The sequence below is a fragment of the Rhizobium sp. KDH_Rht_773_N genome, from assembly GCF_052946295.1.
Window position 1 is genome coordinate 2,550,450 of sequence record NZ_CM129525.1, and the last position, 14,052, is coordinate 2,564,501.

Sequence of the window (14,052 nt, forward strand, 5' to 3'; positions counted from 1 at the left end):
TGTCACGTCACGATAGTCCATAAAATCAGAATTTTATGGACTTATGGTTCCGAAAATCAGGATTATCAGATGCGGCGGATTACCTTCGATCTGGATGTGCTGAGAACATTCGTGACAGGCATGGACCTCGGCAATTTCGCCAAGGCAGCTGACCGCCTGGGGCGTTCGACCTCTGCCGTCAGCGCCCAGCTCAAGAAGCTGGAGGAGCAGGCGGGCACGCCGATCTTCCGCAAGTCGGGGCGCGGGCTGGCGTTGACCGAAGCGGGCGAGACGATGCTTGCCTATGCCCGGCGGCTGCTGGAACTGAATGACGAGGCGGCGGCGGCCGTTCACAGCATCGAGCTGGAAGGCTGGGTGCGGCTCGGCCTGCAGGAGGATTTCGGCGAGAACCTGTTGCCCGAGGTGCTCGGACGTTTCGCGCGGGCGCACCCGAAGGTGCGGATCGAAGCGCGGGTGGTGCGCAATGCCGAGCTTCTGGAGCGGGTGACGACCGGCAAGCTCGATCTGGCACTCGCCTGGAGCGGCGGCGCGCCGACCGCCCATTGCGAGCATATTGCCGATGTGCCGATGCGCTGGATCGGCCCGGCCAATGGCCCGACGACGTGGACCGCAGCAAGCGGCGAACCGATGCCGCTTGCCTCGCTGGAGGCGCCCTGCCTGCTCAGGAATGCCGCGACCAGAGTGTTGGACGAGGCCGGTATTTCCTGGCGGCTCTCGTTCGTCAGCCCGAGCCTTGGCGGGCTCTGGGCGGCGACGGCTGCCGGACTGGGCATCACGGTGCGCACGCCGATCGGACTGCCTGCCAAGGTGCGGATGCTGGCGCCTGAAGAGGCGGGCCTGCCGGAACTGCCGAAATTGGGGCTGGTCCTGCATCGGGCGGAGGCGGAGCCGGACGCGGCAACGGCGCGACTGGCGGAACTGGTGCTGCAGTCGGTGCATGAGGCAGTGCGGGATATTTCCATATCGTCCGATCCGGAGAAGGCATCGCGGCGGATCGGGTGAGGTGTTGACCCTCCCGGTGCGACCCGCTAGCTTTTGGGTGCCATGAAAATGATCGCTCTCAACATCGCTACGGTCTTCTTCTTGAGCCTCTAAGGCTTCGCCTCCGGGCACAAGACGATGCGGCCGCTCCACCAGCCTGTCGGCTGGCGTGTTGCCGTGGACTGTAACCACCCTGCGTCAGGCGAATGGACAATGCCGGCAGGGTCTGGCGATAGAGAGATAATTCATGACATCTGTTGGCTATCCGCCGGCGCTCAGCGCCGCGCAGATCGAGCAATTCATCGAAGACGGCTTCGTGCGGATCGATGATGCCTTTCCCCGAGATGTGGCCGAGGAAGCTCGCGCCATCATGTGGCGGGACATTCCGTTCAATGCCGATGATCCGAAAACCTGGGTGCGGCCGGTCGTTCGGCTCGCCGGTTATGGCGGCGGGCCGTTCAAAACGGCGGTCAATACGCCCGTGCTGCATTCGGCTTTCGATCAGCTCGTGGGCCCGGGACGCTGGGAGCCGCGCAACGGTCTCGGCAGTTTTCCGGTGCGCTTTCCGCATCCGGACGATCCCGGCGATGCCGGCTGGCATGTGGACCTGAGCTTTCCGGGGGAAGACGGAAACCCTGGCGAGCAGCGGGATTTTTCCGCCTGGCGGGTCAATGTCAACTCGCGCGGACGGGCGCTCCTGATGCTCTTCCTGTTCTCGGATGTCGGCGAAGAAGACGCGCCGACGCGGATCCGGGTCGGATCGCACAAGGATATGGCAAGGATGCTGGCGCCAGCTGGCGAGGCGGGCATGGCGCATCTGTGGCTGGAGCATGTCGGCGAAGACAGGCCGCTTGCTCTGGCGACGGGGCAGGCGGGCACCGTCTATCTGTGCCATCCGTTCCTCATCCATGCAGCACAGATGCATCGCGGCAAGGAGCCGCGCTTCATGGCCCAGCCTGGCCTTGCGCCTTCCGAGCCATTGAATCTTGTGCGTGAGGACGGTGCCTATTCGCCTGTCGAAATCGCCATCCGCAGGGCGCTCCAGCAAGGTTAAACGCGGCGCAAAGCGCGCTACGCAGCTCTGCGCGGCATGGCAGGTGTGGAGGAGGCTGCTTCGTATCGGAACCTCCTCCACTTCAAGCAACCTCCTCCACAAGTTGCCCGAGTTCACGAAGGGCGCGCCTTCTTGCGTCCAGACGGTCACTCGATGCTCTCGGTGGCGGAGGCTGTTCGGTCGAACTTGCCGGAAGTCACTTGTAGAGGCGGTACGGCAACGCTTGCGGCTACTCCCGGAAAATACGCTTTCAGCCTCCGCACCTCCTCCACCCCGCCGCGGCCGGAGAGGACGGATTGAGCTTTGCCGGCTGCATCACGCCTGCATTTCCTGCTGTGCTGCCCGGCGGATCGCCAGTGGCGGCTGGCCGAAGGCGCGCAGGAAGGCGCGACGCATGCGTTCGCGATCGGCAAAGCCGGTTTCGCGCGCAACGACATCGATCGGATGGCGGCCCTGCTCCATCATCAGGCGGGCCGCTTCGAGCCGCAGGTTCTCGACGGCCTTTGCCGGCGACTGGCCTGTTTCGGCGCGAAAGGCGCGGCTGAACTGGCGGGGGCTCAGATGTGCGGCTTCGGCCAGTTCCTCGACCGAGAGCGTTGATTTCAGATTGCTGCGTGCATGCGCAAGTGCCTTCTGGATGCGGTCGGATTTCGGCTCCAGTTCCAGAAGGGCGGAGAATTGCGACTGACCGCCGGCGCGACGATGATAGACGACGAGCTTGCGGGCAACGGCCCGCGCAATCTCCAGCCCGTGATCCTTCTCGACCATTGCGAGCGCCAGATCGACGCCGGCCGTCATGCCGGCGGAGGTCCATACGGAGCCGTCGATGATATAGATGCGGTCTTCCTCCATCCTGATTTGCGGATAGCGGCTTTGCAGTTCGCGGGCGAGGTACCAGTGGGTCGTGGCACGCCGACCGTCGAGAACACCGGCATCGGCAAGCAGGAAGGCGCCGGTGCAGATCGAGGCGAGGCGCCGGGTAGCGGGAAGGGCAGCGCGGATGAAATCCGCCTCGGCCCTGTTGGGCAGCCTGATGTCGGGAGCGCCGGCAACGATCAATGTGTCGAAGGCGGGATCTGCGAAGGCTTCCGTTTCGATGATCATACCGAGCGAATTGGCCGTCGGGCCGCCGGTTTCCGACAGATAACGGATATCGTAGACCTTGTCGCCGAGTTCGAGATTGGTAAATTCGAAGGCCGAGACGGCAGCAAGGCTCATGATCTGAAAGCCGGGAAAGAGCAGGAAAGCGATTTGCTGCATGGTCGTCATGTCCTGAAAAAGAGGATGTCCTAAAAGGTGGTATATATGACATTCAGGACGTCGGCAATTGATCGTAAGACTCTCCTCAAGCGCAAGGCAATCGGGCCGGCGCAGCAAACGGAGAAACGATCATGGCACAGGAAAACAAGGGTACGGCGCTCGTCACCGGCGCATCCTCGGGCATAGGCGCGATTTATGCGCATCGTCTGGCACGGCAGGGCTACAACCTCATTCTCGTTGCGCGCAACGGCGAGCGGCTGAAGGCGCTGGCAAGCCGACTGGCTGACGAGACGGGCCGCACGGTCGAAACGCTGTCTGCCGATCTCGGCAGGAAGGACGATCTCGCCAAGGTCGAGAAGGTGCTGAAGGAAGACCGCAGCATCACCATGCTGGTCAACAATGCCGGCTTTGGCGGTACCGCGCCGCTGCTTGCCTCCGACGTGGACAGGATGCAGGACATGATCAAACTCAACGTGACGGCGCTGACGCGGCTGACCTATGCGGCGGTGCCCGGTCTCGTTGCCCGCGGCGGCGGCACGATCATCAATATCGCCTCGATCGTGGCTATCGCGCCCGAGATCCTGAACGGCGTCTATGGCGGAACGAAAGCCTTCGTACTCGCCTTCAGCCAGTCGCTGAAACACGAACTCAGCGACAAGAATATCCGCGTCCAGGCCGTGCTGCCGGGCGCCACGGCCACCGAGTTCTGGGGTATTGCCGGCACGCCGGTCGAACATCTGCCGGGCGAGATCGTCATGTCGGCGGAAAACATGGTCGATGCCTCGCTGGCAGGTCTTGCCGAGGGTGAATTTGCAACGATCCCGGCGCTCGAAGATGCCGGCTTGCTTGCCGCCTACGAGCAGGCGCGCCAGGCGCTGATGCCGAACCTGTCGCGGTCGGTGCCAGCCCCGCGCTACAAGGTCGCGTGAGGACAAGAATTGGAGGAATGATATCGTCCGTGGCAGGTGCCGCGGACGATATTGCTACCGCGAGAGATCCGCGCGGAAGGCGGCTGCGACCATTTCTGCCAGGCGATCATGGACGGCCGCGCGGTTCGTTCCTTCGGGATCGTCGCAGAGAGGCTCTTCGCCCTCCTCGCGAAGGATGGCGGCGCCTGCCGGTTTGCACTCGCTGAAGGCGCTGTATTGCGATGCACCCGTCAGGAGATCGTAGCGCACTCCGGGTATTGCATCTTTCAGGCCCGATGCGCTGAGGCCGGGCCAGACGGTCTGCGCGGTGCCGAGATTGATAAGCCGTACCGGGTTCGACATGCGCGCAAGGCTTTCGGGCGCGAAGCTCGCGGCGAATTCGGGATCGATGACGACGGCCGCCTTCACCCGCGGGTCGAGATGGGAGCGGGTCAGCTTCTGCCTGTCGATGGAATGCAGATCGATGCCGGCGCTGGCGAATTCGCGGCAATCTATGCCGGTACCGCCGGCATCGCAGGATCGTGCGAAGCGTTCCGGATCGAGCTTACCGCCCATGATCGAAAGCGCGGATGTCCCGCCGACAAGGAAGCCCAGCACCCCGATGCGGTTGCGGTCGATCTCCGCTGGCAGCGTGCCGTCCGTTTCGATTGCCGACAGGGCCGCGGAGAGATCGGCCGGCCGGAGCCATATTTCGCGGAGGCTCTCCTCGCTCGTCATGGTTTGCGGATCCGGCTGGCGCATCATTGCCACCACGAAGCCCTTGGAGGCGAGGCGCGATGCCATCCAGGCGCCGATGAACGGACCGGATTTCAGGCCGCCATGAGAAAGCAGGATCAGGGGACGGCTGCCGGCTGCGGCAGGCGCGCCTTGATATGCGGCCTCACCCTTGAAGAGCGGACTGTCTCCGATCAGCACCGGAGTACCGCCCGCTGTGGCCGGATACCAGAGCGTGACGTCCATTGTGCCGCGGCGTTCCGGCACGGGAACCGAAAGGAAGGAAAGACCGACGACGTCGGCTTCACCCGCCGGCGTATTGGCGGCAAGCAGGCAGGCCGAAAGCAGCAGGGCGAGAAGATGCATCATGAAAACCTCGCAACGAAGACCGCCACATGGCGGCGAGGCGAGATTTCGCTGCTTTCCGGATGAGAGAGACCCCAATCACGATCGAGGTCGTCGCCGATCGCGATCAGGGTCTTCGGTTGCCAAGCTCCGCCTATGGCTGGAGAATTACCGGCGAGGACTGCATCGCCTTAAATGCCTATCTCTTTGTTTCCAGGCAATTCCGGACGCAAAACCGCTTTACACTTTTGCTGGAATTGCTCTTTGTTTCCACGCAATCCTGGACGCAAAACCGTTTCACACTTTTGCTGGAATTGCTTTAGCCGAAGCGCTCCAGGGCCGTGGTGAATACGTCGGCGTCGATATTGCCGCCCGAGGTGACGACGACAGCCGTATCGCTGTTCAACTGGTCGCCATGGAAGAGCGCCGCGGCAAGGGCGACGGCCCCGCCCGGCTCGACGACGATCTTGAGGCGGGTGAAGGCAAGGGCGACGGCGCGCAGCGCCTCGTCGTCCGTTACGACGATGCCCTGTCCGGCAAGACGCTTCAGGATCGGGAAGGTGATGTTGCCCGGCTGCGGCGTGATGATCGCGTCGCAGATCGAGCCGGTCAGGGCGGCGTTGCGCTCGATCTTGCCCGATGCGAGCGAGCGCGTCGTGTCGTCGAAGTTTTCCGGCTCGCAGGGGCGGACGCGAAAGCCCGGCGCGCTCGCTTCCAGCGCAAGGGCAATGCCCGAGCTCAGGCCGCCGCCGCCGCAGGGAACGAGGACTTCGGCGTTCCTGACGCTCTCCTCTTCGGCCTGTTCGGCAATCTCCAGTCCGGTCGTGCCCTGGCCTGCGATGACCAGCGGCTCGTCGAAGGGCTTGATCAGCGTGAGCCCGCGCTCGGACGAGAGCTTCGCGCCGATCTCGTCGCGGTCCTCATTGGCGCGGTCGTAAAGCACCACTTCGGCGCCGAAAGCCCGCGTATTGGCGATCTTCAGCTTCGGCGCGTCGCTCGGCATGATGATGACGGAAGGGACACCGTGCATGCGCGCGGCAAGGGCGACGCCCTGTGCGTGGTTGCCGGAGGAAAAGGCGATGACGCCCTTCCTGCGGCTTTCCGGATCGATGCCCGAGACGGCCGACCAGCCGCCGCGGAACTTGAAGGAACCGGAGTGCTGCAGGCATTCGGCCTTCACGAACAGCCGCCGGCCGGCGATTTCATCGAGGAAGGGGGAGGAGAGAAGCGGCGTGCGCCGCGCATGGCCGCGAAGGCGGGCCCTGGCGGCAACAATCATTTCAATGGAAGCCATGGGAATCTCTTCTGCTCTAATACCGCTCATGCATAGAGCGCGCATCCGTGCTTGTGAACGGCGACTTTGTCACGGTGACATGAATATGACATTGGACGCAGCGCCACCCGATTTCTGCGGGACGCGCCGTTTCCTGAACTGTGTCGGGTTTTCGCCGTTCATACGCGCAAATTCGCGGTTGAAGTTGGACTTGCTGATGAAGCCCGAGTCGAACATGACCTGCGTTATCGGATGATCGGTGCCGACCAGCTGCTCGCAGGCGGCACGGATGCGGAAGTCGTTCACATATTGCGAGACGCTCATGCCATGGATGCGGTTGACGGCGGTGGAGACGCGCCGGGCGGGCAGGTTCATCTTGCGGGCAATGCGGGTCAGGTTGAGGTCGGGGTCGCGATAGAGCTGGCGGGCGCGCATCAGCGTATCGAGAGCGTCGGCGACGGCCCCATCCTCTTCCGTTGCCGGTGGCGGCGGAGGCGGCTCTGCGGAGAACGCCTCCGCGCCGCTGCCGCCGCTTGCCACGGAGGCGGCAGTGCCGAGGACCAGAAGCGCGATGACGTTGCCGAGCGCGACGATGGCGCCCGCGTGCGTGCCGCCGGTCCTGCTGAAATCGAAGCTGATGATGACGTCGGTGACGGCAGAAGCGATGAGCGCGAAGCCGGTGATCTGCAGCGACCGGTAGGAAAGCATCGCGCCATCGAGGCGGGTGGCGACGAGCGCGTCCGGGCCACCCCGGGCAAGCCGGAGCAGGGCGGCGCCGTAGCCGAGGAAGATCAGGATAATGGCGAGGCTGATGGGCTCGGGATAGAGGGCGATGAAGACCGCGATTGTCGCCGTCGGCAGAAGATGCGGCCAGAAACGGGACAGGGCCGGCTGCTCCTCCATCGCCAGCCCCTTGAAGCAGACCCAGGCAAGCGCTGCGATTGTCGTCGCGATCAGGGACTGGATCGGCATGATCCCGACGACGTCGTAACCCCAGCGGATGCCGATCACGACGGACTGCAGACCATAGAGGCCGATCAGCAGCAGAAAGGGCTGCTTCTCGGCAAACGAGCCGTCCCCCTGCCGTAGCATGCGGACAAGCAGGATGGCGAGCAGCAGGGCGACGACAAAGGGTAGGGGAACGAAGATCATCGGCGTTATCCGGTAGCGGTGATGATTGCAGAATGAACCCGATTGCGTTCGGGGTCGACCCGGATCGTGATCGAGGTCTCGAATCGAAGCCGGAACCGCGATCGTGATGATGCCCTCGACGGGAGGGTTTCATTCACAGGTGGCTTTCGATGTTCATTTTCCTTGTCATGCCGGTGATGCTGGCAGCGTCGGCTCTGTCGGACGGGATATCTTCAACCGCGATCCCTGATCTTTCCGGCGTGAGGGCGGTTGCCATCAGCGGCGACGCCAGCTCGATCAACATAACCACACGCAGCGACCGGCCCTATGGCGCGTCGCTCAGCGGGCGACGGAAGGGGTGGTTCTCGTCATGGTATTCGAGCTGGTACTTTGCCGATTGCCGCGGCAACAGCGAAATGCGGGTCGACGGCTCCGTTCTGCATATCAATATTGCTGCATCATCCTGGCTGGATCCGTCCGACTGCGTCATCGAACTCAATGCAAACGTGCCTACCGGCGCGGCAATCGGGATTGAGCAGAGTGCTTTCACAGCAAGGCTTGATGGCCATTTCTCCGATCTTGCCATCACCGCGAAAGCAGCTGACATCAGCCTTGACGGCCATGCCAGCGGCATCGATATCCGCGGCGAAGCGGTGCGCGCCTCCATCGTTTTCGACAGGGTGGAAGCGGATGAGAACATCGCAATCCGCGCTCGCGCGCTCGATGCCGACCTCGGCTTCGGAGGCGATATCCCGGTCGATTACCAGGTGACGGCAAAGGCCTCCTGGGTCGATGCCCGGCAACCCGGCGTGCGGGGCGCAAAACCGCGCGTCGAGATCGACGGCGATTTCGTCCGGGTCAGGATTCGCTGAGGCCCGTTTCAATAACCGTTTGCCGAGCCTTCGGTCGCGCGATCATCCATCGCACCATTATAGCGGGCGCCGCCGCCTTTCTCGATTGCCGCAAGGCTCTTGCCGCCGACGAGAATACCGGCCGCCTGACCCCAGACAGGCCCATCATTGCCGCCGTCGAGCCTGTAGCCCATCGCGGCAAGCGCCTTTTCGGTATCAGGAGACAGGGCATAGGGCTCCAGATAAACGGTGTCCGGCTGCCACTGATGATGGATACGCGGGGCGTTGACCGCCTGACTGATGTCCATGCCGAAATCGACGACATTGAGGATCGCCTCCAGCGTGATGGTGATGATTCTTGAGCCGCCGGGGCTGCCGATCACCATGAAGGGCTTGCCGTCCTTGGTGACGATCGTCGGGCTCATGGAAGAAAGCGGTGTTTTCTTCGGCGCGATGGCATTGGCCTCGCCCTGCACGAGACCATAGAGGTTCGGCACGCCGGGCTTGGAGGTGAAGTCGTCCATCTCGTTGTTGAGCAGGACACCGGTACCCGGCGCCACCACGCCAGCACCGAACGAGCCGTTCAGGGTATAGGTGACAGCGACCGCGTTGCCCTCGTCGTCGATGATGGAATAATGCGTCGTCTCGGCGCTTTCCTTGCCGCCGAGCGGCTTCAGACCGGCGGAGGTGCCGGCCTTGTAGGGGTCGATCTTGGCGCGGATTTCAGCCGCGTATTTCTTGTCGAGCAGCTTGGACACCGGATTGTCGACGAAGTCGGGGTCGCCGAGCGCGGCGTTGCGGTCGACATAGGCATAACGCATGGCCTCGGCCATGAGGTGGACGGCCTCGGCCGATCCGTAGCCGAGGTAAGAGAGCGGATAGGCTTCGAGCACGTTCAGGATCTCGCAGATGATGACGCCGCCGGAGGAAGGCGGAGGCGAGGAAATGATGTCGTAGCCGCGGTAATTGCACTCGATCGGCTTCAGTTCCCGAACCTTGTATTGCTCGAAATCCTCACGCGCGAGAATGCCGCCCTTGGCCTGGCTTGCCTTGACGATCGCATCGGCCGGCGCGCCCTTGTAGAAGGCATCGGGGCCCTTCTCCGAGATCGACTGCAGCACGGCGGCAAGATCCGGCTGCACCAGCCTTTCACCGGATGAATAGGGGACACCACCCGCCTTCAGGAAAATTTTCGCCGCCTCCTCGTCTCGGGCAAGCCGTTTGGCACCGCTGGCAAAAGTGGCCGCATCGCCCTGCTCCAGGGTGAAACCTTCCTTCGCATATTGCAGAGCCGGGGCGATCAGCTCTTCGCGCGTCTTGGTGCCGTATTTCTCGCGGGCTGTCTCGAAGCCCATGACCGAACCCGGCGTTCCGATGGCCAGATAGCCATCGAGGCTGGCGCGCGGGACGATGTCGCCCTTGGTATCGAGATACATGGTCTTGGTGGCGGCAAGGGGCGCACGTTCGCGGAAATCGAGGAAGGTCGTCTTTCCATCCTTCAGGCGGATCGTCATGAAGCCGCCGCCACCGAGATTGCCGGCTGTCGGATAGACGACGGCCAGCGCGTAACCGACCGCGACCGCGGCATCGACGGCGTTGCCGCCGTTTTTCAGCACTTCGACGCCGACATCGGTTGCCAGATGCTGGGCGGTGACGACCATGCCATGCTGCGCTTCAACAGGCGCCGGCGAAGCGGCAAGAGCCGGCAACGGGGCAAGGCAAAGCGAAATGGCGGCGAGAATGCTAACGGATTGCCTCGAAAAACGGTCCATGATTTTTCCCTCCAAGGACGGCGATCACGAAAATATGGCGTCGATTTCGCCCCAGACAATGATCGGGCTCGGCGCGTTTCATCTCCCCTCCGAACAGGTCAGGAAGAGGCATCGATCGATAGCTCCGGGCTGAAAACCATGCCGGTCAGATCCTTGTCTTTCAGGGCAGCCCACTTCAACAGGGCATCCAGGGCGGGACAAAGGGCCTGTCCCCAGTCGGTCAGCCGATATTCCACTTTGGGCGGCACCTGATGATGGACGAGGCGCAGCACGATGCCGTCATTCTCCATCTGGCGCAGCTGCTGGATCAGCATCTTCTGCGAGATGGCGGGGATGGCGCGTTCGAGATCGGAAAAGCGCAGGACCTTGCCGCCGAAGAGGTGGAAAAGGATGATGAGCTTCCAGCGTCCTTCCAGAATCTTCAGCACGTTTTCGACGCCGGTGGCCGCAGAATAGGGTGTCATCGCAGTACCTTACTTTCAGGTAAGTACCTGACTTTCTTGTAGGTTCTTGTCATTCGGTAAGCCTATGCCCATTCTTTTCGCGAAGCAACCGAAGAGGAGTTTGCGAATGCGTATCGAGCTTCCGAAACCGCTGGCCGCCTATTACGCCGCCAAGAACCAGAAGAACGTCGGGGGCATGCTTGCCTGCTTTGCCGCCGATGCGAGCGTGCATGACGAGGGACAGGATCGGCGCGGGCATGCCGAAATCCGCGAATGGATGGAGGAGACGACACGCAAATATGGTGTGACGGTCGATCCCAGGGAGATTTCCGGCGGGGCCGACAAGCCGGTGGTGGCGGCGCTCGTCGCAGGCAATTTTCCGGGCAGTCCGGTCACTTTATCCTATCACTTCACGCTCGCGGACGGTGCGATCTCGCATCTGGAGATCAGCGCATGACGGCCGTCCCGGACTTTCCGTTCGATCCGAACGAGTTCATCGGCAAGCGGGCGCTTGTTACCGGCGGCACCAAGGGCATGGGCCAGGCGATCGTGAGGCGGCTTTCGGCGGCCGGCGCGAAAGTGGCAACGACGGCACGCTCGCCGCTTCCCGAAGGGCAGGCACCTGCACTTTTCGTCCAGGCCGATATCAGCACGGCGCAGGGCGTGAACAGGGTTACCTCGGCAGTGCTCGACGCTTTCGGCGGTCTCGATATCCTTATCAACAATGTCGGCGGCTCATCGGCGCCGAGCGGTGGTTTTGCGGCATTGAGCGACGAGCACTGGCAAGCGGATATCAATGCCAACTTGCTGGCGCCGGTACGGCTCGACAGGGCCTTCCTGCCCGGCATGATCGAGCGCGGGCAAGGTGTCGTCATCCACATTTCCTCGATCCAGAGGCGGTTGCCCCTCTATGAAGCTACGCTTGCCTACGCGGCGGCAAAGGCCGGATTGTCGAATTACAGCAAGGGGCTGTCGAAGGAGGTCGGGCCGAAGGGTATTCGCGTGAACAGCATTGCGCCGGGCTTCATCGAGACGACGGCTGCCACGGCGCTGATCCGGCGGATCGCTGCAGAAGCCGGCACCGACGAGGAAGGCGGTCGCAAGCTGCTGATGGATTCCCTCGGGGGCATATCGATCGGCCGGCCCGGACGGCCGGAAGAGGTGGCCGAACTCGTGGCCTTCCTCGCCTCGCCCCGCGCCGCTTCCATTCATGGTGCCGAATACACGATCGACGGTGGCACCGTTCCGACCGTCTGATCGAGGGAGGCGTCGGCCAGCCGCTCTTCCGCCCTGCGGGCGATTGCGGCAAGGTCGCGCGGTTGGCCGGCAATCTTCTCCATCGCGGCAATGGCGACATCGGTCGCAAGGTAGTCGGGCTTGTGGCCGAGGCCCCTGACCACGACGAGTTCAGATCCCCTGATATCGCGCGCCAATCCACGCGAATGCAGATGCTCCCAGACGATCTCGTCCCTGTCGCCGGTGATGATGACGGTTGGCGCCGATATCTCGGAATAATGCGGCGCGTTGGCCGTCAGATATTCGTGGAGCCTCTTGAAATCGGTGGCGTTGTTGTAGAAAGCGCGCGGCCGCAGCACCAGCGATGGGCCGGTCTTGGCGACATAATCGCGGGGCCGGGGATTGGGGTGGAAGACGTTCAGCGTGCTGCGCTCCAGCCGCCGCAGGCCGAGCGGCACGACGATCGCGTGATTGAAGAGCCAGCCGACGACCGGTGTCGTCGCGACATGGTAATACCAGTCGATGCCGCCGGGCCATGGATGAGAGGCCGGGGCGAGAAACAGCAGGCCGGCTGTCTTCTCGGGATGGCGGACGCCGAAGGCCGCGGCAATCGCGCCGCCGAAGGAATGGCCGACGATGACGGCCTTTTCGATGCCGCGCTTTTCCATCAGCTTGGCAATGGCGTCGGCTTGGCCCGACGGCAGCGCGTTTTCCGGCCCGCCACGCTCCGAGTAGCCGTGTCCGGGACGATCGACGAAGAGCATTTCGGCGCGAGCCTGCAAGGGTTCGCGAAAGGCGCCGATCTGGTCGAGCAAATTGCCGCTCGCGCCGTGAATGAAGACCAGGGGCGGAAGATCGGCAGCATCAGGACGCGGAACATGCACCGCATTCATGCGATAGCCACCGATATCCGTCAGTTCGCCGATATTGGGATAGACATGCTCGAACTGCCGGGCCTTGTAAGTGGAATAGCCGATGGCGGCGGCGATGGGGGCGAGCAGAGCAGAGATTTCGGCAAGCATGGCTTCAACGGCGCAGTGACGGTAGCATCGGGCTAAGATTGTGCGTCCTGTTACGTCGTCAAGTGCGCGCCGGATCTGTCAGGTGCGGCTGCCGGCAAGCTTTTCCGAGAGCGTGCTGACCTGCTCCTGCGCGGTGCGATCGGCGGGATAGACATCCAGAACGCGCTCCCAGGCCTTGAGCGTGATCTGGTCGTTGCCGGTGGTGGCGAGGATTGCCGCCATGCCCGACAGCGCACCGAAATGGCGCGGCTCGATCTTCAGTACCTGTTCGATATCGGCCATGGACTTGCGATAGTTGCCGAGCACGAAATTGAGGGTCGCCCGCCTGTTCCAGCTTTCGGCGTAAGTGGGTTTCAAGGCAATGGCTTCGTCGAGAAAATCGAGCGCCGCCGGATTGCGTTTCTCCTCGATCGCCTTGTCGGCCCATTGCATCAGGAGATTGATCGTCGCGCTGTCGGAATCGTTCCATTCCATGCGGATCTGATTGGCGATGCTGCTTGCCTTGTCCGGGTCGCGCTCGCGCTTCAACTGCGCATAGAGCTGGTCAAGGCGCTGCCGGGGCGAGGAGCCGGTATCGGCAGGCTGCTCGACAATAACATCCTTCTGCTGCGCGGCAGCGGGAAGGACAGGGGCGAACAGGGTGAGGACGAGCGGCAGCGCCGCTGAGGTCATAGCAAAAAAGCGCATGGCGGACATATTAGCCCGCCACTGCCGAAGATCAAACAAATTTGACGTGATCACCGAAGCGACCCACCGATATGCCCGCCCATCAGCAGGCAATCGGATATGCGCAATCAGCCCTGACGAGCCTTGTAGCGCGGGTTCTGCTTGTTGATGATGTAGATGCGGCCCTTGCGGCGAACGAGACGGTTGTCACGATGACGCGCCTTGAGCGACTTGAGCGAATTCTTGATCTTCATTTTTCTGATCCGCGATGTTTCTGGGGGAATTCACATTCGCCCGTGTCTTTTAACAATCAAAAGCGCGCCGGCTGGGCGCGCTCTTTAGGTGGGGGAGCAGATAACCCGACCTCTGCCTTGT

At 62.7% G+C, this 14,052-nt stretch carries 16 protein-coding genes; 7 read left to right on the forward strand and 9 right to left on the reverse strand.

The features are described from left to right. Positions 1-69 precede the first annotated feature (69 nt). Complete coding sequence (locus ACU8HS_RS12680) at positions 70-1,002, forward strand: LysR substrate-binding domain-containing protein (RefSeq protein WP_112563818.1); 933 nt, start codon at positions 70-72, stop codon at positions 1,000-1,002. Between the two features lie 226 nt (positions 1,003-1,228). Next, entirely contained in the window at positions 1,229-2,035 is an 807-nt protein-coding gene (locus tag ACU8HS_RS12685) for a phytanoyl-CoA dioxygenase family protein (protein WP_113412923.1), read from the forward strand. A 315-nt stretch (positions 2,036-2,350) separates the two neighbouring features. On the opposite strand, the gene ACU8HS_RS12690 is transcribed toward ACU8HS_RS12685, so the two are convergent. Then, positions 2,351-3,295 carry a GlxA family transcriptional regulator gene (locus ACU8HS_RS12690; RefSeq protein ID WP_447014500.1) on the reverse strand — a complete coding sequence of 315 codons (945 nt, stop codon included), beginning with the start codon at positions 3,293-3,295 and terminating at the stop codon, positions 2,351-2,353. Between the two features lie 131 nt (positions 3,296-3,426). On the opposite strand from ACU8HS_RS12690, the gene ACU8HS_RS12695 reads away from it, so the two are divergent. Further along, positions 3,427-4,224, forward strand: a complete 798-nt coding sequence (locus ACU8HS_RS12695; protein ID WP_447014501.1) for an SDR family NAD(P)-dependent oxidoreductase — start codon at positions 3,427-3,429, stop codon at positions 4,222-4,224. Positions 4,225-4,278: 54 nt separating this feature from the next. Here the strand turns inward: ACU8HS_RS12695 and ACU8HS_RS12700 are convergent, their stop codons facing one another. After that, positions 4,279-5,307: an alpha/beta hydrolase family protein gene (locus ACU8HS_RS12700; protein WP_447014502.1), complete on the reverse strand. Its 1,029-nt coding sequence runs from the start codon at positions 5,305-5,307 to the stop codon at positions 4,279-4,281. 26 nt (positions 5,308-5,333) lie between these two features. On the opposite strand from ACU8HS_RS12700, the gene ACU8HS_RS12705 reads away from it, so the two are divergent. Next, positions 5,334-5,606, forward strand: coding sequence for a hypothetical protein (locus tag ACU8HS_RS12705; RefSeq protein ID WP_112754668.1), 273 nt, complete (start codon positions 5,334-5,336; stop codon positions 5,604-5,606). Here the strand turns inward: ACU8HS_RS12705 and ACU8HS_RS12710 are convergent. Further along, positions 5,603-6,577, reverse strand: a complete 975-nt coding sequence (locus tag ACU8HS_RS12710; RefSeq protein WP_112563828.1) for a threonine ammonia-lyase — start codon at positions 6,575-6,577, stop codon at positions 5,603-5,605. The two genes, ACU8HS_RS12705 and ACU8HS_RS12710, sit on opposite strands and share 4 nt — an antisense overlap. 69 nt (positions 6,578-6,646) lie before the next feature. Continuing rightward, positions 6,647-7,708 (reverse strand): helix-turn-helix domain-containing protein, encoded by a 1,062-nt coding sequence (locus tag ACU8HS_RS12715; RefSeq protein ID WP_113412926.1) that lies wholly within the window; start codon positions 7,706-7,708, stop codon positions 6,647-6,649. A 167-nt stretch (positions 7,709-7,875) separates the two neighbouring features. On the opposite strand from ACU8HS_RS12715, the gene ACU8HS_RS12720 reads away from it, so the two are divergent. Next, positions 7,876-8,559, forward strand: a complete 684-nt coding sequence (locus ACU8HS_RS12720) for a hypothetical protein (protein ID WP_447014503.1) — start codon at positions 7,876-7,878, stop codon at positions 8,557-8,559. 8 nt (positions 8,560-8,567) lie between these two features. Here the strand turns inward: ACU8HS_RS12720 and ggt are convergent, their stop codons facing one another. Beyond that, on the reverse strand, positions 8,568-10,310 hold the full coding sequence (gene ggt, locus ACU8HS_RS12725) for a gamma-glutamyltransferase (RefSeq protein ID WP_112563832.1): 1,743 nt from the start codon (positions 10,308-10,310) through the stop codon (positions 8,568-8,570). Between the two features lie 98 nt (positions 10,311-10,408). Beyond that, positions 10,409-10,774, reverse strand: a complete 366-nt coding sequence (locus tag ACU8HS_RS12730) for a winged helix-turn-helix transcriptional regulator (protein ID WP_113412929.1) — start codon at positions 10,772-10,774, stop codon at positions 10,409-10,411. Between the two features lie 106 nt (positions 10,775-10,880). Between ACU8HS_RS12730 and ACU8HS_RS12735 the strand changes: the two genes are divergently transcribed. Both ACU8HS_RS12735 and ACU8HS_RS12740 read left to right on the forward strand, forming a co-directional pair. Further along, positions 10,881-11,210, forward strand: a complete 330-nt coding sequence (locus ACU8HS_RS12735; RefSeq protein ID WP_113412930.1) for a nuclear transport factor 2 family protein — start codon at positions 10,881-10,883, stop codon at positions 11,208-11,210. Next, the gene (locus tag ACU8HS_RS12740) at positions 11,207-12,010 is read left to right on the forward strand and encodes an SDR family oxidoreductase (RefSeq protein WP_113412931.1); all 804 of its coding nucleotides are present in this window, start codon (positions 11,207-11,209) and stop codon (positions 12,008-12,010) included. Before ACU8HS_RS12735 ends, ACU8HS_RS12740 begins: the two co-directional genes overlap by 4 nt. On the opposite strand, the gene ACU8HS_RS12745 is transcribed toward ACU8HS_RS12740, so the two are convergent. The 3 genes from ACU8HS_RS12745 to ykgO form a co-directional block, all read right to left on the reverse strand. Next, a complete protein-coding gene (locus ACU8HS_RS12745; RefSeq protein ID WP_113412932.1) occupies positions 11,962-13,011 on the reverse strand; it encodes an alpha/beta fold hydrolase in 1,050 nt (349 codons plus the stop codon). The genes ACU8HS_RS12740 and ACU8HS_RS12745 overlap by 49 nt on opposite strands. A 78-nt stretch (positions 13,012-13,089) precedes the next feature. Continuing rightward, complete coding sequence (locus ACU8HS_RS12750) at positions 13,090-13,707, reverse strand: hypothetical protein (protein ID WP_112563843.1); 618 nt, start codon at positions 13,705-13,707, stop codon at positions 13,090-13,092. Between the two features lie 98 nt (positions 13,708-13,805). Next, the gene (ykgO, locus tag ACU8HS_RS12755; protein WP_007826467.1) at positions 13,806-13,931 is read right to left on the reverse strand and encodes a type B 50S ribosomal protein L36; all 126 of its coding nucleotides are present in this window, start codon (positions 13,929-13,931) and stop codon (positions 13,806-13,808) included. Positions 13,932-14,052 lie beyond the last annotated feature (121 nt).

Excerpts from the sequence above, each read along its gene's own strand:
- ACU8HS_RS12710 (WP_112563828.1), bottom strand. The coding sequence starts at position 6,577 with ATGGCTTCCATTGAAATGATTGTTGCCGCCAGGGCCCGCCTTCGCGGC.
- ggt (WP_112563832.1), bottom strand. The coding sequence starts at position 10,310 with ATGGACCGTTTTTCGAGGCAATCCGTTAGCATTCTCGCCGCCATTTCG.
- ACU8HS_RS12740 (WP_113412931.1), top strand. The coding sequence starts at position 11,207 with ATGACGGCCGTCCCGGACTTTCCGTTCGATCCGAACGAGTTCATCGGC.
- ACU8HS_RS12750 (WP_112563843.1), bottom strand. The coding sequence starts at position 13,707 with ATGTCCGCCATGCGCTTTTTTGCTATGACCTCAGCGGCGCTGCCGCTC.
- ACU8HS_RS12735 (WP_113412930.1), top strand. The coding sequence starts at position 10,881 with ATGCGTATCGAGCTTCCGAAACCGCTGGCCGCCTATTACGCCGCCAAG.
- ACU8HS_RS12695 (WP_447014501.1), top strand. The coding sequence starts at position 3,427 with ATGGCACAGGAAAACAAGGGTACGGCGCTCGTCACCGGCGCATCCTCG.
- ACU8HS_RS12720 (WP_447014503.1), top strand. The coding sequence starts at position 7,876 with ATGCCGGTGATGCTGGCAGCGTCGGCTCTGTCGGACGGGATATCTTCA.
- ACU8HS_RS12705 (WP_112754668.1), top strand. The coding sequence starts at position 5,334 with ATGGCGGCGAGGCGAGATTTCGCTGCTTTCCGGATGAGAGAGACCCCA.
- ACU8HS_RS12745 (WP_113412932.1), bottom strand. The coding sequence starts at position 13,011 with ATGCTTGCCGAAATCTCTGCTCTGCTCGCCCCCATCGCCGCCGCCATC.
- ACU8HS_RS12690 (WP_447014500.1), bottom strand. The coding sequence starts at position 3,295 with ATGCAGCAAATCGCTTTCCTGCTCTTTCCCGGCTTTCAGATCATGAGC.
- ACU8HS_RS12715 (WP_113412926.1), bottom strand. The coding sequence starts at position 7,708 with ATGATCTTCGTTCCCCTACCCTTTGTCGTCGCCCTGCTGCTCGCCATC.
- ACU8HS_RS12680 (WP_112563818.1), top strand. The coding sequence starts at position 70 with ATGCGGCGGATTACCTTCGATCTGGATGTGCTGAGAACATTCGTGACA.
- ACU8HS_RS12685 (WP_113412923.1), top strand. The coding sequence starts at position 1,229 with ATGACATCTGTTGGCTATCCGCCGGCGCTCAGCGCCGCGCAGATCGAG.
- ACU8HS_RS12730 (WP_113412929.1), bottom strand. The coding sequence starts at position 10,774 with ATGACACCCTATTCTGCGGCCACCGGCGTCGAAAACGTGCTGAAGATT.
- ykgO (WP_007826467.1), bottom strand. The coding sequence starts at position 13,931 with ATGAAGATCAAGAATTCGCTCAAGTCGCTCAAGGCGCGTCATCGTGAC.
- ACU8HS_RS12700 (WP_447014502.1), bottom strand. The coding sequence starts at position 5,307 with ATGATGCATCTTCTCGCCCTGCTGCTTTCGGCCTGCCTGCTTGCCGCC.